The following is a 25957-nucleotide window of genomic DNA, read 5'->3' as shown; positions in this document are numbered from 1 at the left end:
GTCTCACGGCCACAGGAGGGTGCGGGTCCAGATCCCGCCGGGCCCGCGGCGGTAGTGGAGGCGGACGTGGCGGCGGGAGGCGTCGCCCTGGAAGAACTCGACCTCGGCAGCGTCCAGTACGTACCGGGTCCAGGTCGGGGCCGGGGCGTCCGGCTCCGTACCGGCCCGCTCCCAGGCGGCCTCGGAGGCGCGGCGCAGCTCCTCCAGTCCGTCGAGCACCTGGCTCTGACGTCCGGTCAGGGCCGCCGCGAGGGCGCCCCGCGAACGGACCGCCAGGTCCGCCCGGCTCTCCTCGGGGCCGCAGGCGGCGACCCGGCCCCGGATCCGGATCTGGCGGGCGACCGCGGGCCAGTAGAAGCCGAGGGCCGCGTCCGGGTGCGCCGCGAGCTGGCGGCCCTTGGCGCTGGTGGCGTGCGAGGCGAAGTGCCAGCCGCGGTCGTCGGCGTCGTGCAGCATCAGGGTGCGGACGTCGGGCCGCCCCTCGGCGTCCACGGTGGCCAGGCTCATCGTGTGCGGCTCGGGCTGCCCGGCCGCGGCGGCCCCCACGAACCAGTCGCGGAAGAGGGGCAGGGGCTCGGCGGGCGCGGAGTCCGGGTCGAAGTCCGGCAGCGGGCCGTCCCACACCCGCAGGGAGTGCAGGGTCGCGCGGAAGTCTTCGCTGCTCGTTTCACCGGTCGTCATGGCGCCCATCGAACACCATCCCCCACCATCCCCGCCGGACGGGCCGACGCGGACCCGACGGTGTCGACCGAGGGGTCCGCGCGGGAGCCGGTGGAGCGGTTGGAGCCGGTGGCTAGTCGGTGCAGTACCTGTTGAGCGCTCCGTTGAAGGCGCTCGTGTAAGCGGCGTCGTGGGCTTCCTTGGCCAGCTTCTTGCCCTCGGAGTCAGGGACCAGGCCCTGGAGGTTCTGGTTCACCGGAGGCTTCGGTTCAGCATCGCAGTTGCCGGCCTTGGCCAGCGCCTTGCCGTCGGTGAAGCCCTCCACGGCTCCGCGCTGGCGTTCCTTCGTGATCAGCTTCTGGTTGATGGCGTCCTGGGCCTCCTGGCCGCCCAGGCAGTTGGCGGTGGCGCCGGCGTTCTGGAACGCCTTGTACTTGCCGGCCGGTACGTCACCGGAGGTGAACTTGCCATCGTCGCCGACCGTGGCGGTGCCGCCTCCGGCGCCGTCGGTCTGGTCGAGGAAGACCTTGCCCTTGGCCTTGTCGAATCCCTCGCCGGAGACGATCGCCTTGGTGGCGTCGCCGGCTTTGGCTTCGACGAAGCACGCGGCCGCGGCGGGTGCGGCGGCCGGAGTTGTCTTCGGGGCGGCGGCCCATCCCGTGGCGGTCGCGCCGAGGGCGAGCGAACAGGCCATGAGGGGGGTGAACAGAGTGATGCGGGTTCGTCGGTTCATCGTCGTTCCTCACCTGTGGTGGGAGGGTCGAGGAATCACGAGGCCAACACTGGGAGTGGGGCACACGGCGGGCGTACGGACTCGTGCCCACGATGCCCGCACAGTGCGCGGGAGCGGGTGCGTGCGCTCCGCGCGCACGTCCCGATCGGCCCCGGAAGGAGTCCGTCCCTTCCATCCTGCCCCGCCCCTGCGGACCTGTCGACCGGGAGCTCCCCGGCCCCACGCAGTCACCTCCCCAGGATGACCGTCCCCGACGAGCAGAACCAGCCGCCCGTGCCCGAGGCCACGGCCACCTCCGGGAGCCGGCCGCCCCGCTTGGTGACCTGGCGGCCCGGGCCCGCCTCGCCGCGCAGTTGGCGCACCGCCTCGACCAGCAGGAACAGGCCCCGCATGCCCGGGTGGCAGGCGGAGAGGCCGCCGCCGTCGGTGTTGACCGGGAGTTCGCCGTCGCGCAGCAGCCGGCCCTTCTCCACGAAGGCGCCGCCCTCGCCCTTCGCGCAGAAGCCGAGGTCCTCCAGGGTGACCAGGGTCATGTACGTGAAGGCGTCGTAGATCTGCGCGATGTCGACGTCCGCCGGGGTCAGCCCCGCCCGCTCGAACGCGATGCGGCCCGAGACCGCCGCCGGGGAGACCGTGAAGTCCTCCCACTGCGACATCGCGGTGTGCGAGACCGAGGTGCCCGAGCCCAGGATCCAGACCGGGGCCTTCGCCGTGTCCGGTACGAGGTCCTCCGCCGCCAGCAGCACCGCGCAGCCCCCGTCCGAACGGATGCAGCAGTGCAGCTTCGTGAAGGGGTCCGCGATCATCTCGCCGGACAGGACCTCGTCGACCGTGATCGGGTCGCGGAACATCGCGTCCGGGTTGGCCGCCGCGTTCGCCCGGGCCTGGACGGCCACCGAGGCGAGCTGCTCCAGCGTCGTCCCGTACTCGTGCATGTGGCGGCGCGCGGCCATCGCGTACTTGGAGACGAGCGTGTGCCCGTACGGCACTTCGAACTGCAGGGGGCCCCGCGCCCCGAACGAGAGGTTCGAGGTGCGCCGCCGGGCCTTGATGTCGGCGCGCGCCGTGGATCCGTACACGAGCAGCACGGCGTTCGCGCGCCCCGCCGCTATCGCGTCCGCCGCGTGCGCCGCCATGACCTCCCAGGTCGAACCGCCCACCGAGGTGGAGTCGACCCAGGTGGGGCGCAGCCCGAGGTACTCGGCCACCTCCACCGGCGCGAGGGTGCCGAGGCCGGCCGAGGCGAAGCCGTCGATGACCGAGCGGTCCAGGCCGGAGTCGGTCAGGGCCCGGCGGGCGGCCTGCGCGTGCAGGGCGTAGGGGGTGGGGCCGTCCACCCGGCCGCAGTCGGAGAGGGCGACGCCGACGACGGCGACCCGGCGGCGTCCGTTGCGACGTTCAGTCGTGGGTCCAGGCATGCACCAGAACGTACATCTGACGTACTGTCAGTTTCTAGTGCGCGCCGTGCGGTCCTCCCGATACCGCCGGGTCCCGCCCCCTGTGCATCTGTCGCCGCCCGCCCTAACATGACGGCCCGTCAGATACGGGGAGGAGCCCGACGATGGATGCCGCCTTCACCGCGGAGCAGGACGAGATGCGCCGCACCCTGCGCGAGATCCTGGGCAAACGCTGTGGCCCGGACGAGGTCAAGACCGCCGTCCGCACCGCCGCCGGACACGACCGCGAGCTCTGGCAGCAGCTCGCACGGCAGCTCGGCCTGCCCGGCATCGCCGTCGCCGAGGAGTACGGGGGCGTCGGCTGCACCCCCGCCGACCTGGTACTGGCCTGCGAGGAGACCGGGCGGGCGCTGCTGCCCTCCCCGCTGCTGGCCACCGCCGTGCTCGCCGTACCGCTGATCACCGCCCTCGGCACTGCCGCCCAGCGCTCCGCCCTGCTCCCGCCGCTCGCCGCCGGCGGCCTCACCGCGGCCCTCGCCGTCCCCGGCCCCGCACTCTCCACCGCCCTCGCGCTGACCGGCGAGAACGCCCCCGGGGAGTGGGCCGGCGGGGGCCGGGCGGGCGGGGTGCAGGCCCGGCCCGGGGAGGACGGCGGCTGGCGGCTGTACGGGGAGGCCGCCCAGGTGCTCGACGGGCACAGCGCCTCCCTCCTGCTGGTCGCCGCGCACACCGGCGGGTTCGCCCGCAGCAGGACCCTGCTGTTCCTCGTACGGGAGGACGCGCCCGGGCTGGCCCGGGCGCGGCAGGCCACCTTGGACGAGACCCGGCCGCAGGCCCGGATCCAGCTCCGCGACACCCCGGCCGAACTGCTGGGAGCCGACGCCGACAACGCCACCGACGAAGCCGTCCTCGCCGCGCTCGCCGCCACCGGGCGCACCGCCGCCGCCGTCCTCGCCGCCGAGGCGGTCGGCGCGGCCGGAGCGGCGCTGGCCCGCACGGTGGAGTACGTGCGCCAGCGCGAGCAGTTCGGCCGGCCCATCGGATCCTTCCAGGCCGTCAAACACCGGCTGGCCGACCTCTACGTCCAGGTCCAGGCGGCCCGCTCCGCGGCCTACTACGCCGCCTGGGACCAGCGGCAGGGCGGCCTCGCCCTCGCCCAGGCCCTCGAAGCCCTGCGGATCACGGCCGGCGAGGCGATCCAGCTGCACGGCGGCATCGGCTTCACCTGGGAGCACGACGCACACCTGTACTTCAAGCGGGCCGCGGCCGACGAGCTGCTGTTCGGCCCGGTCCACCGGCTGCGGGCGCACGCCGCCCACCGCTCGGGCCTGTTCACCACCCCACAAGAGAAGGTGGCCGTCTGATGGCAATGGCAGCCGGCGTCAAGCTGATGCAGAAGGTCTCCTCGACCATGCTGTTCGCCAAGCTCGCACCGCACTTCATCCCGGCCATGGACAAGGCCGTGCACAAGCTGACCCGCGGCAAGGTCATGCTCAGCGCCCAGATGCTCCCCGGCGTGATCCTGACCGCCAAGGGCGCCAAGACGGGCGAGCCGCGCACCACGCCGCTCGCCTGCATGCCGGAGGAGGGGGGCGTCAGCTGGCTCCTGATCGGCTCCAACTTCGGCCGCCCCGGACACCCGGCGTGGACCGCGAACCTGCTCAAGAACCCTGAAGCGGAAGTGAGTTGGAAGGGCGAGGGCATCGCCGTACGGGCCCGGCTGCTGGAGGGCGCGGAACGCGCGGCGGCGTGGCAGGCCGTGCTGGGGTTCTGGCCGCCGTACGCGACGTACCAGGCGCGCATCGAGCGCGAGATCCGGCTGTTCCGCCTGGAGCGTCGCTGATCGCGGCGGAAGGGGAGGGCGGAGGAGGAGGGGGAGGGCGGCGGACCCGGGGAGGGCCCGCCGCTACTTGGTCGGCTTCTTCCCGGTGATGCCCAGGTGGACGAGCAGCGCCAGGTTCGGCTTGAGCTCGGCCTGCTTGACGCCCCAGGTCTGGAAGCCCTTCTGGTGCGAGGCGACCGCGGCCAGCATCGCGACCAGCGAGCCCGCCATCGCCGCCGGGCTGAGGTCCTTGTCGACCTTGCCCTTGGCCTGGAGCTCCTTCATCGATTCCGTGAGGGAGTTGGTGACGGAGTTCAGGATCTTCATGCGGATCTTGTAGAAGCGCTTGTCGCCCTCGGCCGCGCCGAGGTCGACGACCCGCAGGATCGCGTCGTTGCGCCGCCAGAAGTCCAGGAATCCCTCGACGAGTTCCTCGGCGGCCTGCCAGCCGGCCTTGCCGACCCAGTTGCGGCCCTCGACGAGCGCCGTCAACTGCGCGCCCTCCGTGGCCATTTGCTCGGCGATCTCCAGGACGGCGCCTTCGACGTCCGGGAAGTACTGGTAGAAGGTCGCGGGGGAGGTGCCGGCCTTGCGCGCGACGTCGATCACCTTGACGTCGCGGTACGGCGAGGAGCTGAGCATCTCGCTGAGGCAGTCGAGCAGCTTCTGCCGCGTCGCCTGACCGCGCCGGCCGGCAACGCGGCCGTCGACGGTGCGTACTTGTCCTGTCATGCCGTCAGCTTACCGAGGGGTGATCCGCGCGCGATTCGGCCGCCTGCAAATGGGGTTACGTGACACCTGGCCTGGGTGAAGACCGCGCCACGGGCCGCCGCGCATGGCGGATTCAGGGCGGCGGACGTGCCGATTCCGGGCGCATTCCGCACAGATCCGGTGCGAAATCCGGGCGTCCGAGGCCCTGCCCACCCCGCCCGCTTCCTCTCGAAATCCCCCGATTAGTCTTATCAACAGGCTGTGGACAAGTTTTCGGGCAGATCATGGCTGAGGGGCACAGCGGGGCACAACGGAAGGAACCGGGCCATGGCCGCATTCGCGGAGGGAACACCCTGCTGGGTGGACGCCTCGCTGCCGGACGTCGAGGCCGGCAAGCGTTTCTACGGTGAGCTCTTCGGGTGGACCTTCTCCGCCGGCGCCGGTCCCGAATACGGCGGCTACACGCAGGCCTACAGCCGCGGCCGCAACGTCGCCGCCCTCGCCCCCAAACCCGACGGCCGCATGCCCACCGTATGGGGGATCTACCTCTACACCGTCGACGCCTACGCCTGCGCCGCCCGCATCCGCGCCTCCGGCGGCCAGATGGTCATGGACCCCCAGCCGGTGGGCCCGTACGGCGGTGCCGCGCTGGCCGCCGACCCCGGCGGGGCCGTCTTCGGCCTGTGGCAGCCCGGCACCCACCACGGATTCGAGGCCCAGCAAGAGCCGTACACGTACTGCTGGAGCGAGGTCTACACGCGCGCCCGCGACGCCGTGGACGTCTTCTACGCCAACGTCTTCGGCTACGTCCCCGAGGACCAGGACGACGCCGGCAGCGGCGTCGAGTACCGCCTGTGGTCCCCGCCCGGCAGCCGGCCCGGGGCCGAGACGGCGGTGCTGGGGCGCAGCCTGATCACCGACGCGTTCCCGGAGATCATGCCCGCGCACTTCCTCGTGTACTTCGCCGTCCCGGACGTGGACGCGTCCGTGGCGACGGTGAAGCGGCTCGGCGGCCGCGTCACCGCCGACCCCTTCGACACCCCGCACGGGCGGATCGCGGTCGTCGCCGACAACCAGGGCGCGGTGTTCGCCCTGCTTTCGGAGCCCCGTACGGGCCCACTCGGGTGAGGCACGCCCGCAGGACGTCCGCGCCGGGCCCGCACTGTGACGACGCGCCCCTCGCGCGGGCCTGACAGAATCGGGTTGCGCGACCCCGGGCGGCGCCCGGGATGAGACGCTGCACGGGGCCGACCGCCGTGCCGGCGCGCGTGCAGGTGGGAACGGGCCCGGCGAGGGCCCGTACGGGGATTGTGAGGCGAGTGGTGGAGCAGCTGACGCAGCACGACCCGAGACGGATCGGCCCCTTCGAGGTGCTGGGACGGCTCGGCGCCGGCGGCATGGGGCTGGTCTATCTCGCGCGGTCGGCATCCGGGCGCCGGGTGGCGATCAAGACGGTGCGGACCGAGCTCGCCGAGGACCAGCTCTTCCGGGTGCGCTTCACCCGTGAGGTGGAGGCGGCGCGGGCCGTGTCCGGCTTCTACACCGCGGCCGTGGTCGACGCCGACCCGCGGGCCGCCGTGCCCTGGCTGGCGACCGCGTACGTCCCGGCGCCCTCCCTGGAGGAGATCGTCAACGAGTGCGGGCCGATGCCCGCCCAGGCCGTTCGGTGGCTCGCCGCCGGCATCGCCGAGGCCCTGCAGTCCATCCACGGCGCCGGCCTCGTCCACCGCGACCTGAAGCCGTCCAACGTGCTCGTCGTCGAGGACGGCCCGCGCGTGATCGACTTCGGCATCGCGAGCGGCGTCTCCAACACCCGCCTGACCATGACGAACGTCGCCGTCGGCACGCCCGCGTACATGTCGCCCGAGCAGGCGAAGGACTCGCGCAGCGTCAAGGGCGCCAGCGACGTCTTCTCGCTCGGCTCCACCCTCGTCTTCGCCGCGACCGGACATCCGCCGTACCACGGGGCCAACCCGGTGGAGACGGTGTTCATGCTGCTGCGCGACGAGCCCAACCTGGAGGGGCTCCCGGACGAGCTGCGGCCGCTGATCGACTCCTGCATGCAGATGGACGCGACGCAGCGCCCGACCCCGGCCGACCTTCAGGCGCAGCTCGCGCCGCACCTCTTCGACGGCGGCGACGACAGCGGCACCGCCTCGGCGTGGCTGCCCGGCCGCGCCGTGGCCATGATCGAGGCCCGGCGCGCCGGGCAGCGCACGGCCGCCGCGCCGGTCCCGGCGCCCGGCCGCGGCCCGGGGCGCGGCTCCGACGCCGCCACGCACCGCAGGGAGCCGCGCGGCGGCTCCGGCGGCGGCGACCCGTGGGTCGACCCGCGCACCGGCCAGGCCGTCCCCCAGCGCCCGCAGCACCCGCCGCGGCCGGTGTCCCCGGCGCCGTCCGGCGAGCCGGTGCGGCTCGGCGGCTCGCCGGTGCCGATCGGGCCCGGTCCGCGTACGAGCGCCGCGGCGCCCGCCGCGCACGCGCACGCGGCCGCCGGCGACTCGGCGACCGGCTGGGTCCGCCCGCCGGGCGGCGTGGCGGCCGCCCAGGCCCCGGCCTCCTCGTCCGCCTCGGCCGTGGTGCCCTCGCCCGCCGCGGGGCCCGACAGCGGCCGCTGGCGCCCCTGGCGCTTCCGCATGTCGAACGAGGTCTGGGGCACCCCGACCGTCGCCGGAGACCTGCTGTACGTGACCTCCTTCGAGGTGCACGCGCTGGACGTGGCCAGTGGCCGCCGCCAGTTCAAGACCCGCGACGTCGCCTGGTCCATGGCCGTCTCGGACGGCCGCATCCACGCCTCCGACGGACCCTCCCTCTACGCCCTCGACGCCGGCGACGGCTCCGAGCGCTGGCGGCTGAACACCGACGCCTGGGTGTACGCCCTGCGCGCCGACCGGGGCACCGTGGTCACCGCCACGCGCGGCGGCGGCGTACAGGGCTGGGAAGCCTCCAATGGACAGAAGCTGTGGGAGCTGACCGGCGCCCAGAGCGACTTCGAGACCCCGGAGGCGGCCCCCGTCCTCCACGACGGCACGGTGTACGTGTGGCAGGACGCGCGGCTGCGCGCCCTCGACGCGCGCAGCGGCCGCGAATCCTGGTCGTACCCGGTCGGCGACGCGGCCTCCTGCGGCAACGTCCCCGTACGGGTCACCCCGGCCCCGGACGGCAACGTCTACATCGCCGCCGGCACCCGCGTACTCTCCGTCGACCGGGCCTCGGGCCGGGTCCGCTGGCACTTCGAGGCCCCGGCGGTCTTCCTGGCGGCCCCGGCGTTCGCGCCGGGCGCGGCGGTCACCGGCGGCGGGGTCTACCTCGCCGACTACCTGGGCACCGTGTACGCCCTCGACGCGGCCACCGGCAACGACCGCTGGCGCATCGCCACCGAGCCGCGGCCGTCCTCCGACCCGGTGATGGTCGCGAACGGCAACGTCCACCTGGGTGCGGGCAGCGCGCTGTACACGCTCGACGCGGTCACCGGCACCCCGAAGTGGCGCTTCGCCGCGGGCGGCGAGATCACCGGCCCGCCGGCGGTCGCGGACGGCCGGGTGCACTTCGGCTCGGCCGACCACTGCCTGTACACCCTGGACGCGGCGGGCGGCCAGCTGCGCTGGAAGCTCGCCACGGGCGGGGAGATCACGGGAGCCCCTGTGGCCGAGGCGGGCGTGGTCTACGCATGCAGCAAGGACCGCTGCGTCTACGCGCTGGACGCGGCCAAGGGCACGGGCACGCGTACGGCCGGGTGAGGGTTTTCGGGCCCCTCCGGGTCGCGTGCGGCACCGGGAGTGACAGGATGGACCCCATGAGCAACGTTTACTTCGACATCAACATCAACGGCGCCCCGGCCGGCCGCATCGTCTTCAACCTGTTCGACGACGTCGTCCCGCAGACCGCGCGCAACTTCCGCGAGCTGGCCACCGGCCAGAACGGCTTCGGCTACGCCGGTTCCGGTTTCCACCGGGTCATCCCCCAGTTCATGCTCCAGGGCGGTGACTTCACCAACCACAACGGCACCGGTGGCAAGAGCATCTACGGCGAGAAGTTCGCCGACGAGAACTTCAACCTGAAGCACGACCGCCCGTACCTGCTGTCGATGGCGAACGCCGGCCGCAACACCAACGGCTCGCAGTTCTTCATCACCACCGTCGTCACCCCGTGGCTGGACGGCAAGCACGTCGTCTTCGGCGAGGTCGTCGAGGGCCAGGCTCTGGTCGACCAGATCGAGGCCCTGGGCTCCCAGTCCGGCGCCCCCAAGGGCAAGGTCGAGATCGCCGCCTCGGGCGTCGTCGAGGCCTGATCGACCCCGCACCACCCGCCGAACCGGCTGGTCGGCCCCGCCCCCGCACCGGGGGACGGGGCCTCCGCCATTTTTTGCAAAGTCCGCACCGTTTGCTGTCCGGAAGTGCTCGTAGGATGACCACTTGATCACGGCGGTCGGAATTACGGGGGCGGAAGCGGCATGGCGTCGTTCGACCTGGAGTGGGCGGGACTCAAACAGCAGGCGGCGGGCAGCCCTGAGATGCACCTCGCGAGCGCCGCGCCCGACGGCGGCAGCGGCGGGGGCGGGGGCGGGGGCGGGGGCAATGGTGACCTGACGTCCGACAAGGCGGTCTGGAACCGGGCGAGCAAGGACCTCGCGGGTCTGTCGACGAGCGTCAAGGGCGGCGTGGGCGCGCTGGAGACGGGCCAGAAGGGCGCGGCCCTCGCCGGCGTGGAGAGCGCGGCGGCCCAGGCCGAGCTGTACCAGTCCTGGAAGACGTACCTGGACAGTCTGGCGGGCAAGTGCACCTCCCTCCAGGGCCCCCTGGAGAAGGCCGGCCAGGGCCAGTACGAGAACGACGAGGCCATCAAGGGCGGCTTCGCCCAGATCGACGCGCAGTACAAGGACACTCCCGCCACCGGCGGCAGCGACGGGGGCCGGTGAGCCTGACCCATGGACTTCGCAGCACTCAAGGCCCTCAAGCCGTCCGAGTTCACCGAGGCGGCCGACGGCTACAAAGCGGCCAGTGACATGGCCGACCACGCCTACGGGGACACCGAAGGGCAGATATCGGCGCGACTGCGGGCCGGCCTGAACGGTGTGGCCGTGGACGCCGCGCTGGGCTCGCTCCGGGACCTGGCCAAGAACTTCCACTACGTGCAGGTGGAATGCGGTCTTGCCGCCACCTCCCTCAAGGCGTTCGCGGCCGCGATGACGGACGCGAAGAAGAAGCTGGACGACGCCCTGGAGGACGCGGCCCACCAGAAGCTCACGGTGGGCGCGGACGGTTCGGTGACCTACCCGCCCGGCGGCGAGGAGAAGGACGGGAAGGTTCCCGAGGGCGGTACCGTCACCGGCAGCGCGAAGGGCAAGCCCGCCGGAACGGTCATCGACCCGACGCGGGACGCCAACAGCCTGTCCGACGCCCTGGAGCGGCAGGCGGCGAACATCCACCCCAACCCGAACTTCGGGAAGGCGGTGGCGGTCGCCAACCGGATCGCGCAGGCGGTCGCGGAGGCCACCGAGGCCGACACGGCGTGGGCGCCGAAGCTGCGCAAGCTCAAGGCCGACGACGACCTGGTCGTCTCCGACGGGGACTGGGCGGACGTCCAGAGCGACACCGCCGACGTCCGCGCCGGCGCGAAGGACTACCTGGACCACATCAAGCCCCCGCCGAAGGGCGATGACCCGAAGGCGAACGCGGACTGGTGGAAGGGCCTGACGCCGGACGAGCAGTCCGCCTACCTCTCCCTGAACGCGGCCGAAGTGGGAGCGCTGGACGGGCTGCCCTCCGTGGTCCGCGACGAGGCCAACCGCACCGTCCTGGCCGAGAAGAAGGCCGAGTTCCAGATCAAGTTCGACGGGATTCCCCAAGAGCCCCAGCCCAGGTACCGCTACGTCCAGCACGGGCGTGCCTGGACGCGCGAAGAGACCAAAGAGTGGCGCGAGTGGAACGACAAGTACGCCAAGGACAAGGAGTTCCTGGACAGGAACCTCAAGGGAATGAAAGCCATCCAGGCCCGTTTCGACGCGACGGGCGAGGAAGGACTGCCGGAGGCGTATCTCCTCGGCTTTGACACCAAGGGCGGAGGGCGGGCCATCGTCGCGAACGGCAACCCGGAAACGGCCGACCACACGGCGGTTTTCGTCCCCGGCACTTTCACCGCCATAGAGAAGAGTCACGACTACATCGGTCACATGGGAGAGCTGTGGAAGCAGACCCACGCCCAAGTGCCCGGCCAGAACGTGTCCACCATCACCTGGATCGGATACGACGCCCCGCAGAGCATCGTTCCCGAGGCCATGACCAAGGGCTACGCCCACGATGCGGCGCCCGACCTGAACCACTTCATGGCGGGCCTGGAGCAGGTCCAGGGCGGCGACGGAGCGAGCCACACCACCCTCATCGGGCACAGCTACGGCAGCACCGTCATCGGTGCGGCCTCCAACGCGGGTGACCTGCGGACGGACGACATCCTGGTGGCCGGCAGCCCCGGCATGCTGGTCGGCCACGCCAAGGACCTGGACGTGGAAGAGGGCCACGTGTGGTCGGAAGCGGCGTCCTTCACCAAGGACCAGGTGCCGGCGGGCGGCAAGGTCGCGGGGCTCGGCGGCGGCACGCCGTTCTGGAAGGAAATACTGCCGTTCGGATCGATCTGGGGGCAGAACGTGCCTTCCGATGAGGATTTCGGGGCCCATATCATGGACAACGACGCAGACAGCCACACCGATTACTGGAGAAAGGACTCGTTGAGTCTTGAAAATCAGGCGAGAGTGGTTGCCGGTCGCTACGACAAGGTCGCCCTTGACTGACATGGGGAAGTCGACGGTTGATCGCAGAACGTCAAGATCGTCCAGGTCATTGCGGGCCACGGCTCTCGCCGTAATCCTTGCCGGCTCGCTTTCCATGCTGTCCGTGGGGTGCTCCAACGTGAAAGAACTGAATTACGAACCCGTCAGGATGGATCCTGATCCTGCGCGCACGAAGACGAAGCAGGTGTCCAGCCGCCTGCTGGAGATGAGCGGGATCAAGGGCAAGGTGACCCAGCCCGGCCCGAGCGTCACGCGCTGCAAGGACTACGGAGACGACCTGTTCTCCACGGGCCACCCGTGGTCGGTGTACGAGATCTCCGACGCCCAGGTCGACGAGGGCATGCAGAACCTGCGCAAGGCGCTGGAGGAGAACGGCTGGAAGATCACCAAGGAGGGCAGGGCCAACAGCCAGGCGCAGGATCCCGAGATCTACGCCGAGAACAAGGCCGAGCAGTTCGCCGTGCACATCACGGGTGAGAAGAAGTCGGCCACCGGGGGACCGCTGATCCTCTTCAACGTCGTCTCCGCCTGCTTCCGCGCCGCCTCGGCCTCCGCACTCGACGGCGAGTACTGACCGGCCCGCCGGCGTGAGGCTCCGTCCGTGGCGGTCAGAGCCTGCGGAGCACGCCGCGCCAGGTCCAGCCCGCTGCGAGGACCGCGTCGCGCAGGGGGTCCTTCAGCCGGGCGCTGTCGAAGGCGGAGGTCTCCGTCGCCCGGAGCCTGCCGTCGGGGCCGCGGCCGATCTCCCACCGGAAGGACTTCTCGCGCACCTGGCCACGGATGTGCTCGCGCGAGGACACCAGGCGGGGCGTGTTCCCGAGCCAGGTGACCTCCAGCTGCTCGTCGAGGGCCCGCACCTCGCGGTCCTCCGGCGACAGCCGCATCCGGATCTTCAGGGTCCGTTCCAGCCTGCGCTCGCGGAAGAAGGGATGCCAGGCCGGCTCCAGGACCCGCCACTCGGCCACCAGGTCGGCGTCCTCCCGCGGGGTGGCGTTCCGCACGCGGTACGGGGCCTGCGGACCGCCCGCCGCGAGCAGCACGGCCCGTACCTCCGCGGCGGGGCGGGGTGCGACCGCGGCGTCGGGGCGCCTGGTTCCGGTCAGCCTGTCGAACAGCCCCATGAGCGGTTCCCGCTTCCGTGTCGCAGTGGGCCGGCGCCGGATGCCTCCCCGGCGGCCGGCTTCGATCCTATGCGTGGCAACTGTGAACGGGGCGGGCGGTGATAGCGTGGCCCGCCGTTGTCCAGGGGAGGGAACGGGCCATGGTGGCTGGACGTCGGATCAGGTTCACCGCGGTGCTGGTCGCCGTCGTGTTCGCGCTCACCGGATTCTCGTCGAGCGGGCACGGGCACGGCTCCAAGAGCAGCGGCAGCGGCGGCGGCTGCTCCAGCTCCAAGAAGCGGAGCAGCTACGACAGCAACGGCAACAGCAGCAGTGGCAGCAGCAGTGGCGGCAATGGCAGCGGGAAGTCGACGCCCTCGCCCACCAAGAGCGCCGGTGCACCCGCACAGGCGTCGGTCGTCACCTGCGCCGGCCCCGGCAGGCCGCAAGCCGTCCTCAAGGTGACCTCCGTCGTCGACACCGCGCGCCTCGTCGACGTCCCGGTCGTCTTCCAGGGCGCGAACGGCGTCGTGGACCGGACCACCGTCCGGGTCTCGCTGAAGGCCCGCGAGACCCGCACGGTCACCGCCGACATGGCCCAGAAGGACAAGGCGGCCGACGTCACCAGCTGCGTCGTCGGCACGATCAACTAGCGGATCCTCGGTTCCGGCGCCTCCCGGCGTCCCGTGAACAGGTCCGCCTGCCGCTCCGGCGCCAGGTTCCCCAGCGAGATCAGCGCCGGGGCCTGCGCCAGCGCCTGGTGCAGCGCCGCCTGCTTCGCCGACCACAGGGCCCGTACGGTCCCCTGTACGGCCTCCGTCGGACAGCCGGCCAGCGTCCCGGCCGCCCGCAGCGCCGCCGGGAGCAGCTCCTCGGGCTCCGCCAGCTCCGAGACCAGGCCGATCTCGTACGCCCGCCGGGCGGAGAGCCGTTCCGCCGTCCCCATCAGGGACATCCGGGCGGCTTCCCCGAAGGGCATCCGCTGCGCCATGTACACGGCCTCGTACGCGCTGACCATCCCGTACGTCGTGTGCGGGTCGAAGTACGTCGCCGTCGCGGACGAGACGATGAACTCCGACTCGCCCAGCAGGTAGAACGCGCCGCCGCAGGCCATGCCGTTGACGGCGGCGATCACGGGCTTCCACAGGTCGTTCGCCTTCGGGCCGATGGCCACCAGCGGGTCGTCCACCGAGTACGGGGAGGACGGCTGCGGCACCTCCACCCCGCGGTCGACGCCCGTGCAGAAGGCCGCCCGCCCCGCGCCGGTCAGCACGACCGCCCGTACGTCGTCCGCGAACCGGAACTCCCGCCACACCGACGCGAGTTCCGCGGCCGTCGCCAGATCGATCGCGTTGTGCTTGCGCTCCCGGTCCAGGGTGACGACCGCGACCCCGCTCGCCTTGTCGCGCTCGACCCGTACCGTCACGACTTCTCCAGCACCCAGCGCGGCACGGCCACCCCGCCGGTCCGCGTGAACACCACCTGCACGCGGGCGCCGATGCGCAGGCGCGCCGGGTCCACCGAGTTCAGCGGGGCGTCGGCCGAGGTGACCAGGTTTCCGGCGAGGCGGATGTGCGGGGCGTCGGCGAGCTCCACGAGGATCACGTTGTACGGGGCCTGCTCGGCGTACGCGGGCAGCAGCGGCGGATGCGGCCGTACGTAGGACCAGATCCGGCCCCGGCCGCTCATCGGGCGCCACTCGGAGTCGAACGACTGGCAGTGCGGGCAGCAGGGGCGCGGCGGGAAGCGGAGCCGGCCGCAGGAGGTGCAGGCCTGGACGCGGAGTTCGCCCCGGGCGGCGTACTCCCAGAAGGGGGCGCCGTCCTCGTCGGGGACGGGCAGCAGCAGTCCGTCCGCGGCGGGGGAGGTGGTGGTCATCGGGTCAGCTCCTCAGCAGGATCGCGGACGTCGGGACACCCTCGCCCGCCGTCACCAGGCAGGTCGCGGCGTCCGGCACCTGGGCGGTCGAGACGCCCCGGAGCTGCTTGACGCCCTCGTTGATCAGGTTGAAGCCGTGCACGTAGGCCTCGGACAGCCCGCCGCCCCCGGTGTTGATCGGGAGCCGGCCGCCCATCTCCAGTGCCCCGCCCTCGGTGAACGCGGCGCCCTCGCCGCGCCCGCAGAAGCCGTAGCCCTCCAGGGACAGCGGGATGAGGGGGGTGAACGCGTCGTAGATCTGGGCCACGTCAACGTCCTGGGGGCCGAAGTCGGCCTGCTTCCACAGGTGCCGGGCGGCGGTCCAGGCGGGCCCGGACAGCGGGTCGTCGTTCCAGTAGTTGACCATGCCGTGGTGCTGGGCGGGCAGGCCCTGCGCGACGGAGTGGACGTACACGGGCTTCTGGCGGCAGTCGCGGGCGCGCTCGGCGCTCACGATCACGCAGGCCAGTGCCCCGTCCGTCTCCAGGCAGTTGTCGAAGAGGCAGAGCGGGTCGCTGATCATGCGCGAGGTCATGTACATCTCGCGGGTCAGCGGGCGCTCGTACATCATCGCGGCCGGGTTCTCGTTGGCCCGGTTGCGGCAGGCCATGGCGACGTTGAAGAGGTGGTCGCGGGTGGCCCCGTACTCGTGCATGTAGCGCCGGGCCAGCATGCCGATCTCGTCTGCGGGGCGCAGCAGCCCGAAGGGGCGCGTCCACTGGCCGGGGGTGGGCAGCTGGACGGCGGTGTTCTTCCAGGGGCGCGGGCCGGAGCCGCGTTTGCGCGAGCGCCAGGCGACGCCCACGCTCGCCTGCCCGGTGGCGACGGCGGCCGCGAGGTGGCCGACGGTGGCGCAGGAACCGCCTCCGCCGTAGCCGATCTTGGAGAAGAAGGTGACGTCTCCGGCGCCGATGGCCTTGGCCACCTCGACCTCGTCGGTCTCCTCCATCGTGTAGGAGGAGAAGGCGTCGACTTCGGAGGGCGCTATTCCGGCGTCCGCGAGAGCGGCGAGGATGGCGCGGCACGCCAGTTCCTTCTCCGACTCGGGGAGCCGTTTGGCGAAGGCGGTCTGGCCGATCCCGACTATCGCCGTAGCGTCCTTGAGTGTTGCCGCCATCGCCACCTCCGGGCTGCGCCAGTACTGACAGCCGCGAAGGCTACAGCTAATCTGACGGATAGTCAGCTACTGGGAGGGGTGTGCGATGACCGAAGACGCGCGGGGGGATCTGCGCTGGGGCTCCATCGCGGGACTGGTGCGCTCGGCGGCCGCGGAGTACGCAGACCGCGAGGCCGTCGTCGACGGGCGCGTCCGCATCGGCTACGCGCAGCTCGGCGAACGCGTGGAGCGGGCCGCGGCCGCCGCCATCGCCGCCGGGATCGAGCCGGGGGACCGCGTCGCCGTCTGGGCGCCCAACACCCTGGAGTGGATCGTCTCCGCGCTCGGCGCGGTCTCGGCGGGCGCCGTCCTCGTCCCCCTCAACACCCGTTTCAAGGGCACGGAAGCCGCGTACGTCCTGCGGCGCAGCCGGGCCAGACTCCTCTTCGTCACCGGCACCTTCCTCGGCACCTCGTACGTCGCCTCCCTGCGCCGGGCGGCCGCCGAGGGGGAGGGAGACGGGCCGCTGCCCGGGCTGCCGCACCTCGAACAGGTCGTCGTACTCGCCGAGGACGCCCCGCAGGACTTCCGCACCTGGAAGGAGTTCCTGGCCGGCGGGGACGATGTCGGCGCCGAGACCGTGCGCGAGCGCGCCGAGTCGATCCGCCCCGACTCCCCCTCCGACATCATCTTCACCTCCGGCACCACCGGCAGCCCCAAGGGCGCCGTCATCACCCACGCCCAGTCGCTGCGCTGCTACGACGTCTGGAGCGAGCTCGCCGGGCTGCGCGAGGGCGACCGCTACCTGATCGTGAACCCCTTCTTCCACACCTTCGGCTACAAGGCCGGCATCATCGCCTGCCTGATGCGCGGCGCCACGATGGTTCCGCAGCCCGTCTTCAACGTGGACACCGTCCTCGCCAACATCGCCGCCGAGCGGATCTCCGTGCTCCCCGGACCGCCCACCCTCCACCAGTCCCTCCTCGACCACCCCCAGCGCGACCACCACGACCTGTCGGCGCTGCGGCTGGTCGTCACGGGCGCCGCCGTCGTCCCGCTCCAGCTCGTCGAACGGCTCCGCGGCGAACTGCACATCTCCACCGTCCTCACCGCGTACGGGCTCTCCGAGGCCAGCGGCATCGTCACCATGTGCCGCCGCGGGGACCCGGCCGAGGTCATCGCCTCCACCTCCGGGCGGGCCATCCCGGACACGGAGGTGAAGGTCGTCGCCGACCGGCAGGGCAGGGCCCAGCCCGCGGGCACCGCGGGCGAGGTGTGGGTGCGCGGCCACCACGTCATGCAGGGCTACTTCGAGGACCCGGCCGAGACCGCCGGGGCCGTCACCTCCGACGGCTGGCTGCGCACCGGCGACGTCGGGGTCCTCGACGCCGAGGGCAACCTGCGCATCACCGACCGGATCAAGGACATGTTCATCGTCGGCGGGTTCAACGCCTACCCCGCCGAGATAGAGCAACTCCTCGGCCTGCACCAGGACATCGCCGACGTCGCCGTGGTCGGCGTGCCGGACCCGCGCCTGGGCGAGGTCGGCAAGGCGTACGCGGTGCGCCGCCCGGGCTCCACGCTCACCGCCGACGACCTGATCGCCTGGTCGCGCCGCGAGATGGCCAACTACAAGGTCCCGCGGGAGGTCGAGTTCGTCGCCGAGCTGCCGCGCAACGCGAGCGGAAAGGTCCTCAAGCGCGAACTCCGCGCCCGCCCGGTCAGGGGGTGAGCGTGCCCAGGTCGAGGTCCGCGGGGAACGGGACCGCCACCTTGAGCCGGTCACGGTGGATCCCGGTCGGGACGTACGTCCGGGTGACCGTGTCCAGCTCGTAGACGTGGACGACGGGCTCGCCCTGCTCGTCCTCGACCTGCCGGAAGGCCGGGATCCCCCACTGCTGAGGGTGCGGAGCCAGCCCATTGGGCCGGGCGCGCCGGTACCGGGGCCCTAGCCGGCCCTGCGCGCCAGGACGAGGCGCCAGCGGGGGGTGCCGTCCGGGCGGCGGCCGAAGTGGTCCAGGGGCACCGTCTCCACCGTGAAGCCGGCCGCGCGCAGGTCGGCGCTGACGCCGCCGAGCGGGAACGTCCGGTAGTACATGACGAACGGCGGCCGCCACACGGCGTTGCGCACCCGCATCGCCGCGTCGAAGCCCGCCACCGCCCACCACACGGGCGAGGCGGGCGGGATCGGCGCCCCGATCGGGAACGCGAACACCCCGCCCGGGCGCAGGGCGGTGTGGACGCCGGAGAAGAGGGCGGGCCGCTCGGCCGGGAGGAAGTGGCCGAAGGCCCCGAAGCTGACGGCCAGGTCGTACGAGTGGGCCAGCCCGGGCGGCAGCGCCCGCGCGTCGGCCCGTACGAGGTCGACGCGTTCGTCGGGGTGCGCCCGCGCGGCCTCCGCCAGCATGCCCGCGCTCAGGTCCACCCCGGTCACCCGGTCCCGGCACAGCCGCCGCAGCATCCCGAGTCCGGCGCCGGTCCCGCAGCACACGTCGAGCCCGGCCGCGAACGAGCCCTCGCGCTGGGCGAGCGTCTCCTCGACGGCGTCGAGCATGCGGTCGGGGGTGCGGAACGGCGTCTGGTCGAACTTGGGGGAGAGCAGGTCGTACCCGCGCTCGACGGACGAGAGGGCCTGCACGGCGAGCTCGCGGACGGTGGGTCCCTGTGAGGTGAACACGGGCCCAGCCTAGTGAGCGGAGCACCGGGACCGGGCCGGATCCGGATGCGGGCATGCGACGGCGGCCGCGGTGGCTCCCCCTCCGGGCCACCGCGGCCGCCGTCCTTGTGCGCTCCCCCGTCGTCCTGCCGACCGGTGGTTCCCCCGTGACCCCACCGGCTCGTGCTCCCCCGTCGACCACGGCGGGTTCCCCCGAATCCCGCCGTGGTCCCCCCGTTGTTCCCGGTCCCCCGTATCCCCCGTGGGACCGGCCCCCCGTCCCCCGTGATCCCCCCCGTGGGACGTCTTACGGCCGCGGTCCCGAGGCGTGGTTGTCCATCGCCACGATGTCCTCGGCCGAAGCCGGCTTCGTCTCCAGCGGCTTGATCTCGATGCCGGAGGCGTGGTTGTCCATCGGCGTGATGTCGACGCCCGGTGCCAGGCTGTCGTCGAGCGGCTTGATCTCGATGCCGGACGCGTGGTTGTCCATCGGCTTGATGTCGCCGTCGTTCGGCAGGATGTTCTCGTTCGTCGTCATCGGTTCTCCTGATGGATGGGTCGGGCCCGTTCGGCGATTCCCCCGCGGACCGCCGAACGGGTGGTCCTCCAGCCGACTCCCACGCCCCCCGACGCGGTGAGTCGATGTCTCTATCGTGCCGGGCGGCGATAAACGAACGATGAATGCCTCGTTCATCAGGCGATCAGCGGCCGGCCGGACTCCGGCCCAGCCGGTTCAGGCTGCGATCTCGGACGCCAACAAGGCCTGCACCTCGGCCAGTTCCGCCGACTTCAGCTGCTTGAACACGACTTCCGCGTCCCGCCAGCACACCCGCGCCCGATCCCGCTGCCCCAGCCTGCGCAGCGCCTTGCCCAGCACCGTCAGCACCGTCGCCCGCCGCCACTCCCCGCCGATCCCGCGCAGCGCGATCGCCTGCTCGGCGTGCGCGGCGGCCAGCGTGGGCCGGTGCGCGGCCAGATGGGCCACGGCGAGCCGGAAATGCGTCACGCCCTCCCACAGCGGCTGCCGGTTGTCGTGGAACAGCGAGAGCGCCTCGGTCAGCTGCGACTGCGCCTCGCCGAGCCGCCCGGCCTCGGTGAGGGCGATGCCCAGCGCGTAGCGGCCGTTGGCCAGGCGCAGGGTCAGCCCCATCCGGTCGTATATGGCGATGCCCTGCTGGGCCAGCTCGATGGCGCTGGTCAGCCGGCCCAGTTCGACGTGGATCCGGGAGAGGTTGCACAGCGCGCTGGCCTCGCCGATGTGGTTGCCGTCGGCGCGGAAGTTCTCGATGGCCTCCAGCAGGTAGCGCTCGCCGTCGGCGTGCCGGCCCTGGTAGAGGGCGATGATCCCGCGGTCGTTGGGCGCCCAGCAGCTGGGCAGCGGGTCGCCGGCCTCGCGGGCGAGGTCCATGGCCTGGCGGGCCTCCTCGTCGGCCTCGCCGAAGCGGCCCGCGACCAGGTGGACGTTGGTGAGGGTGGTCCGGGCCCGGCCCTCCGCGTGCGGGTCCTTCGCGGCGTGCGCGGCGTCGCGCAGGGCCACGGCCGCGGACTCGTACTGCTTGGAGTTGGCCCCCGACTCGGCGAGGTCCTTCGCCGCCCACAGCAGGTCGACGGCCCGGCGCAGTACGTCCGCCCGCCCGGTCGAGCGCACGGAGGCCTGCCGCACGCACGCCAGCAGCGGGTCCGCCTCGGCGTACAGCCAGTCGAGGGCGGCGCGCGGCTCGGCGAAGCGCAGGCCGGGGTAGTGGGTCGCGGACAGGTGGGCCGGGAGCCGGTCGCCGGGGCGCTCCACCGCGTACACCGCGGAGGCGGTGGCGAGGTAGAAGTCCAGCAGCCGGTCCAGGGCGGCGTCGCGGCCGCCCGGCGGCTGCTCGTCACGCTCGGCGCACGCCCTGGCGTAGAGCCGTACGAGGTCGTGGAAGCGGTAGCGGCCGGGCGCGGCCGATTCGAGGAGGGAGCAGTCCACCAGGGCTTCGAGGAGGTCCTCGGTGTCGTACTCGGGCAGGTCGAGTACGGCGGCCGCGGCGGAGAGGGAGATGTCGGGCCCGTCGGCGAGGCCGAGGAGGCGGAACGCGCGCTGCTGCTCGGGCTCCAGCTGCCCGTAGCCCAGCTCGAAGGTGGCCTTGACGGCGAGGTCGCCGGCCTGGAGCTCGTCGAGGCGTCGGCGCTCGTCGGCGAGCTTCGCGGCGAGGACGGACACGGTCCAGGTGCGGCGGGCGGCGAGCCGGGAGGCGGCGATGCGAATGGCGAGCGGCAGGAACCCGCAGGCGCCGACCACGTCGAGGGCGGCCTGGCGTTCGGCGCCGACGCGCTCCGCGCCCACGATCCGGGTGAACAGCTGGAGGGCTTCCTCGGGGCTCATCACGTCGAGGTCGACGAGATGGGCCCCGGCGAGGCCCGCCATGCGGACCCGGCTGGTGACGAGCGCGGCGCAGCCCGCGGTGCCCGGCAGCAGCGGGCGGACCTGGGCGGCGTCGCGGGCGTTGTCGAGCAGGACCAGGATGCGGCGCCCGTCGAGGATGGAGCGGTAGAGCGCGGCCCGCTCGGCGGCACTGTCCGGGATGGCCGTGTCGGGGGTGCCGAGGGCGCGCAGGAAGGAGCCGAGGACGGCGACGGGCTCGGCGGGCCGCGGTTCGGTGCCCTGGAGGTCCACGTAGAGCTGGCCGTCGGGGAAGTGCGGGCGGGCGGCGTGCGCGACGTGCACGGCGAGGGTGGTCTTGCCGACGCCGCCGATGCCGGCGAGCGCGGAGACGGCCATGACCTGGCCCCCGACGCCCGACAGGATCTCGCCGAGCTCGTTGACGAAGGTGGCGCGGCCGGTGAAGTCGGCGACGGTGGCGGGCAATTGGGCAGGCCTTACGAGTGCGGGCGCGGCGGCGGGGGCCGGGTCTTCGGCGCAGGCGAGCTCGGCGTCCGCGCGCAGGATGCGCTGCTGGAGCGCGGCGAGTTCGGGTCGGGGGTCCACGCCGAGTTCGTCGGCGAGCAGCCGGCGGGTGTCGGCGTAGACGGCGAGGGCCTCGGCCTGGCGGCCGCTGCGGTACAGGGCGAGCATGAGGAGCTCGCGCAGCCGTTCGCGCAGCGGGTGGGCGGCGGTGAGGGCGGTGAGCTCGGAGACGGCCTCGGCGTGGTGGCCGACCTCCAGGTCGAGGTCGAGGCGGGTCTCCAGCAGCTGGAGGCGCCATTCCTGGAGGCGCGTGCGCTCGGTGTCGGCGTGCGGGCCGGGGACCCCGGCGAGCGGTTCCCCGTCCCACAGGTCGAGGGCGCGGTCGAGCAGCGTACGGGCGAGGGTGCGGTTGCCGACCCCGCGCGCCTGCTCGGCTTCGGCGGCCAGGCCGCGGGCGACGCCGAGGTCGAGGGCGTCGGCGGGGGTGTGGATGGCGTAGCCGCCGGACTCGGTGACGAGCATGCCGGGCGCGAGCACCTTGCGCAGGCGGGAGGCGTACGTACGGATCGTGGCGAGGGCCTGCTGCGGCGGGTCCTCGCCCCAGATGGCGTCGATCAGCTCGGGTGCGGTCGCGGTACGGCCGCCGCGCAGCAGGAGCGCGGCGAGCAGGGCGCGCTGCTGCGGGGTCCCGGAGGGCAGCGCCTCGCCGCCGCGCCAGGCGCGGATCGGGCCGAGGACGGCGAAGCGGCAGGAGTCGGGTGCGGGGGTGGCGTCGGCGGCGGGGGTGACGTGCGAGGCGGGCGGGACCTGCGAGGCGGGCGGGACCTGCTGGGCGGGCGGGACCTGCTGGGCGGGCGGGACCTGCTGGGCGGGCGGGACCTGCTGGGCGGGCGTGGCGTGTTGGGCACCCGTTCCGGCGGGGGCGTCCTTGGCGCGGGCGTCCGAGGCGGCGGCGACCGCGGCGGGGGCGTTCGTGGTGTGGGCATCCGCGGTGTGGGCGTTCGTGGTGTGGGCATCCGCGGTCTGGACGGTCGTGGAGTCGGGCCGGGACCCGGTCGTGGCGTCCGGCGCGGCAGCGGACTGGCGCCGGGCTGCCTCGGGGCGGTTCCGCTGGTGCGGGATGGCCGGTATGCCGTCCATCTGTCGTCCCCCCTGCCTTCCGTCGTTGTAAGGGCCAGTCTGCCCTGTCTTGCGCCTACCCGTCAGCCCGTGTCGAACCGATCACTCCCCAAGTAGCTGACGGTTCGTCAGATCGACGCTACCGTAGTCCGCATGGAGACCTTCCCGAAGATCATCTCGGTGGACGACCACACGGTTGAACCTCCCCACGTCTGGCGGGACCGGCTCCCGTCCAAATACCAGGACACCGGCCCCCGGATCGTCCGCGCCCCCCTCAAGGAAATGACCTTCCTCGGCGGCAAGTTCGCGCCCGTCATGGGAGCCAAGGGTGACGACGGCCCGATCGGCGACTGGTGGGTGTACGAGGACCTGCACCGACCCCTCACCCGCCTCGACACCGCCGTCGGCTACGACCGCGACGAGATCAAGCTCGAAGTCATCACGTACGAGCAGATGCGCCCCGGCTCCTTCTCGGTTCCCGAGCGCCTCGCGGACATGGACGTCAACCACGTCCAGTCGGCGCTCTGCTTCCCGACCTTCCCCCGCTTCTGCGGCCAGACCTTCACCGAGGCCAAGGACCGCGAGCTCGGGCTGCTCGGCGTACGGGCGTACAACGACTGGATGGTGGAGGAGTGGTGCGGCCCCGACGCGCGCGGCCGGCTGATCCCCCTCACCCTCATCCCGCTCTGGGACGCCCGCCTGGCCGCCGCCGAGGTCCGCCGCAACGCGGCGCGCGGCGTGCGCGCGGTCGCCTTCTCGGAGATACCGCCGCACCTGGGCCTCCCCTCGATCCACACCGACGAGTGGGACCCCTTCCTCCAGGCGTGCGACGAGACCGGCACGGTCATCGCCATGCACATCGGTTCCTCGTCGCGCATGCCGTCGACCTCGGCGGACGCGCCGCCCGCGGTCGGATCCACCATCACCTTCGCCAACTGCTGCTTCTCGATGGTCGACTGGCTGATGAGCGGCAAGTTCGAGCGCTTCCCGAACCTCAAGATCATGTACGCGGAGGGTCAGATCGGCTGGATCCCGTACATCCTGGAGCGCGCGAACGTGGTGTGGGAGGAGAACCGCGCCTGGGGCGGGGTCGCGGACAAGGTGCACCGTCCGCCGTCGGAGCTCTTCGCGGAGCACGTCTTCGGCTGCTTCTTCGACGACCCGTTCGGTCTGAAGAACCTGGACTCGATCGGCGTCGCGAGCGTCCTCTACGAGACGGACTATCCGCACTCGGACTCGACGTGGCCGAAGTCGCGCGAGGTGGGGGAGGCCCAGATGTCCCACCTGGCGCCGGACGTGGTGGACCGCATCGTGCGCGGCAACGCCATCGACCTGCTGGGCCTGACGGCCGAAGGGCTGTGGGCGGGGGCCTAGGGGTCCAGGGGGGTCGGCCGGAAGGCGAGTCGGCAGGAGGCCGGAGGTCCCCTTGCGGCGAAGGCGAACAACAAGGCATGCTTCGCCGGAGCAAAGTGGGAGGGGTGGTGGCGGTGGACAAGCGGACCGTGGTGACCGGGGTGTTGTGCGCGGTGGCGGCGCTGGGCGCGTCAGCCGCCATGACGAAGGTGGTGCCGGCTGCGGAGGGCCGGTCGGGGGCGCCCGTCAAGGCGGCGGCCCCGGCGAAGCCCTCCCCGAGCACATCTTCGCGATCGCAAGCTGCGAAGCAACCGCAGCTGACCACCTCGGAGACGCCCCGCCCGGGCAGTCCCGCCGCCTTCACCGGCGCCCTGTTCGAGGGCGGCGTACAGGGTGACCACTTCTGCACCGCCACCGTGGTGCACAGCCCGGGCAAGAACATGATCGTCACCGCGGGGCACTGCCTGCTCGCCGGCAAGCACGGCGACGCGGGAGCCGTCTTCGCACCCGCGTACGCGAACGGCGGGGCCCCGTACGGCGCCTGGATGATCGAAGAGGTCTTCGAGGACACCCGCTGGTCCGAGGATTCCGACGACGACTACGACCTCGCCTTCGCCCGCCTCGCCCCGGACGCCTCGGGCCGCAACATCGAGGACGTCACGGGCGCCGCGACCCTGGACACCACGGGCCGCTCGGGCGAGGAGATCACCGTCACCGGCTACCCGGCGGACCGCAAGGTCCCGCGCACGTGCACGGCGTCGGCGATCCGCGAGACCCCGGCCGAGCAGCGCTTCGACTGCGCGGACTTCCCGGGCGGCACGAGCGGCAGCGCGTGGCTCGCGAAGGACGGCAAGATCATCGGAATCCTGACGGGCGGCGACACGGACGACGTCTCGACGAGCACGATCCTCGGGGAGTACGCGGCGACGCTGTACGCGCGGGCGACGGCGGCGACGGCACCCCCGCGCTGAGCGTCGGGTACGGCCCGAGGGCCCCGGTTCCGGGGCCCTCGTACGAGCCGGCTAGCCGGCTAGCCGGCTAGCCGGCTAGCCGGCCACCAGGCCGAGGTGGACGGGCTCGGCCGGCGCGTCGGCCAGCAGCTCCGCGAGCCGCGGCGGCCACAGCGGCTCCCCGAGCGAGGCCAGGGCCTGCTGCGACAGCCAGCGCCAGTGCGCGTCGGGCGACTCGGGTACGGGGTCACGGCGCGGGCCGGTGGTGACGTAGATGTGCTCGTGCTGGCGGACGGGGATGCCCTGGTGGGTGAAGTCGTGCTCCCAGGTGCACAGCAGCCGCTGCGGCTCCAGGTCGGTCCACCCGGTCTCCTCGCGCAGCTCGCGCCGCACGCACTCCTCGGGGGTCTCTCCGGGATCGATCCCGCCGCCCGGCGGCAGCCAGTGGATCCCGACTTCGATGTTGTTCTCCCGGAACAGGAACACCGAACCGGTGGGGGAGAGGACGACAATCCGCGCTGCCTGCCGAGGAGTTCTCATCATCTGAGGGTACGACGAGAGGACGGGCCGGGGGCGGGTCGGGGGCGGGCCGGAGTCACGGCCTGCCGGGGTCGGGATGGTTGAACGGGGTGCCGGGGCCTGAGCTGCGGCCGGGCGGGACCGGGATGGGTTCGGGGGCGTCCCGGCAGTCCACTGTCCTTCCGTGTCGGTCCGGGCCGTCAAGGGCGCTCCCTGCGGTCGCGTCGCTCCGCGATGTCGCTGCGCTCCACCCTTG

Annotated in this window: 24 protein-coding genes; 12 read left to right on the top strand and 12 right to left on the bottom strand. The window is 72.6% G+C overall.

The features are described 5' to 3' along the window. Nucleotides 1-3: 3 nt before the first annotated feature. The 3 genes from ACFYXV_RS25915 to ACFYXV_RS25905 all read right to left on the bottom strand — a co-directional run bounded on the left by ACFYXV_RS25915 (nt 4) and on the right by ACFYXV_RS25905 (nt 2811). Nucleotides 4-681: a pyridoxal 5'-phosphate synthase gene (locus ACFYXV_RS25915; RefSeq protein ID WP_389384168.1), complete on the bottom strand. Its 678-nt coding sequence runs from the start codon at nt 679-681 to the stop codon at nt 4-6. Nucleotides 682-793: 112 nt separating this feature from the next. After that, nucleotides 794-1393, bottom strand: coding sequence for a hypothetical protein (locus ACFYXV_RS25910; RefSeq protein ID WP_389384167.1), 600 nt, complete (start codon nt 1391-1393; stop codon nt 794-796). 227 nt (nt 1394-1620) lie between these two features. After that, complete coding sequence (locus ACFYXV_RS25905) at nt 1621-2811, bottom strand: acetyl-CoA acetyltransferase (protein WP_389384166.1); 1191 nt, start codon at nt 2809-2811, stop codon at nt 1621-1623. Between the two features lie 143 nt (nt 2812-2954). On the opposite strand from ACFYXV_RS25905, the gene ACFYXV_RS25900 reads away from it, so the two are divergent. Together ACFYXV_RS25900 and ACFYXV_RS25895 are read left to right on the top strand one after the other, a co-directional pair. After that, on the top strand, nt 2955-4154 hold the full coding sequence (locus ACFYXV_RS25900; RefSeq protein WP_385476443.1) for an acyl-CoA dehydrogenase family protein: 1200 nt from the start codon (nt 2955-2957) through the stop codon (nt 4152-4154). A 5-nt stretch (nt 4155-4159) separates the two neighbouring features. Continuing rightward, on the top strand, nt 4160-4633 hold the full coding sequence (locus tag ACFYXV_RS25895) for a nitroreductase family deazaflavin-dependent oxidoreductase (protein WP_389384244.1): 474 nt from the start codon (nt 4160-4162) through the stop codon (nt 4631-4633). Between the two features lie 63 nt (nt 4634-4696). Here the strand turns inward: ACFYXV_RS25895 and ACFYXV_RS25890 are convergent, their stop codons facing one another. Continuing rightward, a complete protein-coding gene (locus tag ACFYXV_RS25890) occupies nt 4697-5344 on the bottom strand; it encodes a TetR family transcriptional regulator (RefSeq protein ID WP_053790587.1) in 648 nt (215 codons plus the stop codon). A gap of 306 nt (nt 5345-5650) precedes the next feature. On the opposite strand from ACFYXV_RS25890, the gene ACFYXV_RS25885 reads away from it, so the two are divergent. The 6 genes from ACFYXV_RS25885 to ACFYXV_RS25860 all read left to right on the top strand — a co-directional run bounded on the left by ACFYXV_RS25885 (nt 5651) and on the right by ACFYXV_RS25860 (nt 12684). Further along, nucleotides 5651-6451, top strand: a complete 801-nt coding sequence (locus ACFYXV_RS25885; protein WP_385476446.1) for a VOC family protein — start codon at nt 5651-5653, stop codon at nt 6449-6451. A 191-nt stretch (nt 6452-6642) separates the two neighbouring features. Then, complete coding sequence (locus ACFYXV_RS25880; protein WP_385835867.1) at nt 6643-9063, top strand: PQQ-binding-like beta-propeller repeat protein; 2421 nt, start codon at nt 6643-6645, stop codon at nt 9061-9063. Between the two features lie 56 nt (nt 9064-9119). Next, nucleotides 9120-9614, top strand: coding sequence for a peptidylprolyl isomerase (locus ACFYXV_RS25875; RefSeq protein ID WP_385476987.1), 495 nt, complete (start codon nt 9120-9122; stop codon nt 9612-9614). A 162-nt stretch (nt 9615-9776) separates the two neighbouring features. After that, complete coding sequence (locus ACFYXV_RS25870) at nt 9777-10241, top strand: hypothetical protein (RefSeq protein ID WP_389384165.1); 465 nt, start codon at nt 9777-9779, stop codon at nt 10239-10241. A gap of 9 nt (nt 10242-10250) precedes the next feature. Beyond that, the gene (locus ACFYXV_RS25865) at nt 10251-12110 is read left to right on the top strand and encodes an alpha/beta hydrolase (RefSeq protein WP_389384164.1); all 1860 of its coding nucleotides are present in this window, start codon (nt 10251-10253) and stop codon (nt 12108-12110) included. A 148-nt stretch (nt 12111-12258) separates the two neighbouring features. Next, a complete protein-coding gene (locus ACFYXV_RS25860; RefSeq protein ID WP_389384163.1) occupies nt 12259-12684 on the top strand; it encodes a hypothetical protein in 426 nt (141 codons plus the stop codon). A 34-nt stretch (nt 12685-12718) separates the two neighbouring features. On the opposite strand, the gene ACFYXV_RS25855 is transcribed toward ACFYXV_RS25860, so the two are convergent. After that, entirely contained in the window at nt 12719-13231 is a 513-nt protein-coding gene (locus tag ACFYXV_RS25855; RefSeq protein WP_385476976.1) for a hypothetical protein, read from the bottom strand. A gap of 140 nt (nt 13232-13371) precedes the next feature. On the opposite strand from ACFYXV_RS25855, the gene ACFYXV_RS25850 reads away from it, so the two are divergent. After that, the gene (locus ACFYXV_RS25850) at nt 13372-13863 is read left to right on the top strand and encodes a hypothetical protein (protein ID WP_389384162.1); all 492 of its coding nucleotides are present in this window, start codon (nt 13372-13374) and stop codon (nt 13861-13863) included. On the opposite strand, the gene ACFYXV_RS25845 is transcribed toward ACFYXV_RS25850, so the two are convergent. From ACFYXV_RS25845 to ACFYXV_RS25835, 3 genes are read right to left on the bottom strand one after another with little or no spacing between them, the layout of a single operon-like run. Beyond that, complete coding sequence (locus ACFYXV_RS25845; RefSeq protein WP_389384161.1) at nt 13860-14636, bottom strand: enoyl-CoA hydratase/isomerase family protein; 777 nt, start codon at nt 14634-14636, stop codon at nt 13860-13862. The two genes, ACFYXV_RS25850 and ACFYXV_RS25845, sit on opposite strands and share 4 nt — an antisense overlap. Continuing rightward, nucleotides 14633-15088, bottom strand: a complete 456-nt coding sequence (locus ACFYXV_RS25840) for a Zn-ribbon domain-containing OB-fold protein (protein WP_385476968.1) — start codon at nt 15086-15088, stop codon at nt 14633-14635. The genes ACFYXV_RS25845 and ACFYXV_RS25840 overlap by 4 nt, the downstream gene beginning before the upstream one ends. 4 nt (nt 15089-15092) lie before the next feature. After that, entirely contained in the window at nt 15093-16244 is a 1152-nt protein-coding gene (locus ACFYXV_RS25835; RefSeq protein WP_385476965.1) for a lipid-transfer protein, read from the bottom strand. Between the two features lie 85 nt (nt 16245-16329). On the opposite strand from ACFYXV_RS25835, the gene ACFYXV_RS25830 reads away from it, so the two are divergent. Continuing rightward, the gene (locus ACFYXV_RS25830; RefSeq protein ID WP_389384160.1) at nt 16330-17955 is read left to right on the top strand and encodes a FadD3 family acyl-CoA ligase; all 1626 of its coding nucleotides are present in this window, start codon (nt 16330-16332) and stop codon (nt 17953-17955) included. A 216-nt stretch (nt 17956-18171) separates the two neighbouring features. Here the strand turns inward: ACFYXV_RS25830 and ACFYXV_RS25825 are convergent, their stop codons facing one another. The 3 genes from ACFYXV_RS25825 to ACFYXV_RS25815 form a co-directional block, all read right to left on the bottom strand. Continuing rightward, nucleotides 18172-18900 carry a class I SAM-dependent methyltransferase gene (locus ACFYXV_RS25825; RefSeq protein ID WP_389384159.1) on the bottom strand — a complete coding sequence of 243 codons (729 nt, stop codon included), beginning with the start codon at nt 18898-18900 and terminating at the stop codon, nt 18172-18174. Between the two features lie 286 nt (nt 18901-19186). Then, complete coding sequence (locus tag ACFYXV_RS25820; protein ID WP_389384158.1) at nt 19187-19417, bottom strand: hypothetical protein; 231 nt, start codon at nt 19415-19417, stop codon at nt 19187-19189. Nucleotides 19418-19612: 195 nt separating this feature from the next. Continuing rightward, the gene (locus ACFYXV_RS25815; protein ID WP_389384156.1) at nt 19613-22900 is read right to left on the bottom strand and encodes a BTAD domain-containing putative transcriptional regulator; all 3288 of its coding nucleotides are present in this window, start codon (nt 22898-22900) and stop codon (nt 19613-19615) included. Between the two features lie 132 nt (nt 22901-23032). Between ACFYXV_RS25815 and ACFYXV_RS25810 the strand changes: the two genes are divergently transcribed. Together ACFYXV_RS25810 and ACFYXV_RS25805 are read left to right on the top strand one after the other, a co-directional pair. Then, nucleotides 23033-24253, top strand: coding sequence for an amidohydrolase family protein (locus ACFYXV_RS25810; protein WP_389384155.1), 1221 nt, complete (start codon nt 23033-23035; stop codon nt 24251-24253). Nucleotides 24254-24366: 113 nt separating this feature from the next. After that, the gene (locus tag ACFYXV_RS25805) at nt 24367-25203 is read left to right on the top strand and encodes a trypsin-like serine peptidase (protein WP_385477240.1); all 837 of its coding nucleotides are present in this window, start codon (nt 24367-24369) and stop codon (nt 25201-25203) included. A 75-nt stretch (nt 25204-25278) separates the two neighbouring features. On the opposite strand, the gene ACFYXV_RS25800 is transcribed toward ACFYXV_RS25805, so the two are convergent. After that, complete coding sequence (locus ACFYXV_RS25800; protein WP_383337830.1) at nt 25279-25722, bottom strand: NUDIX hydrolase; 444 nt, start codon at nt 25720-25722, stop codon at nt 25279-25281. Between the last annotated feature and the right edge of the window lie 235 nt (nt 25723-25957).

The sequence above is a fragment of the Streptomyces sp. NPDC002181 genome, from assembly GCF_042890485.1.
In the GTDB taxonomy this organism is placed as follows: domain Bacteria; phylum Actinomycetota; class Actinomycetes; order Streptomycetales; family Streptomycetaceae; genus Streptomyces.
Note: the sequence above shows the minus strand (reverse complement) of the source record. Positions and strands in the feature narration are given on the sequence as shown.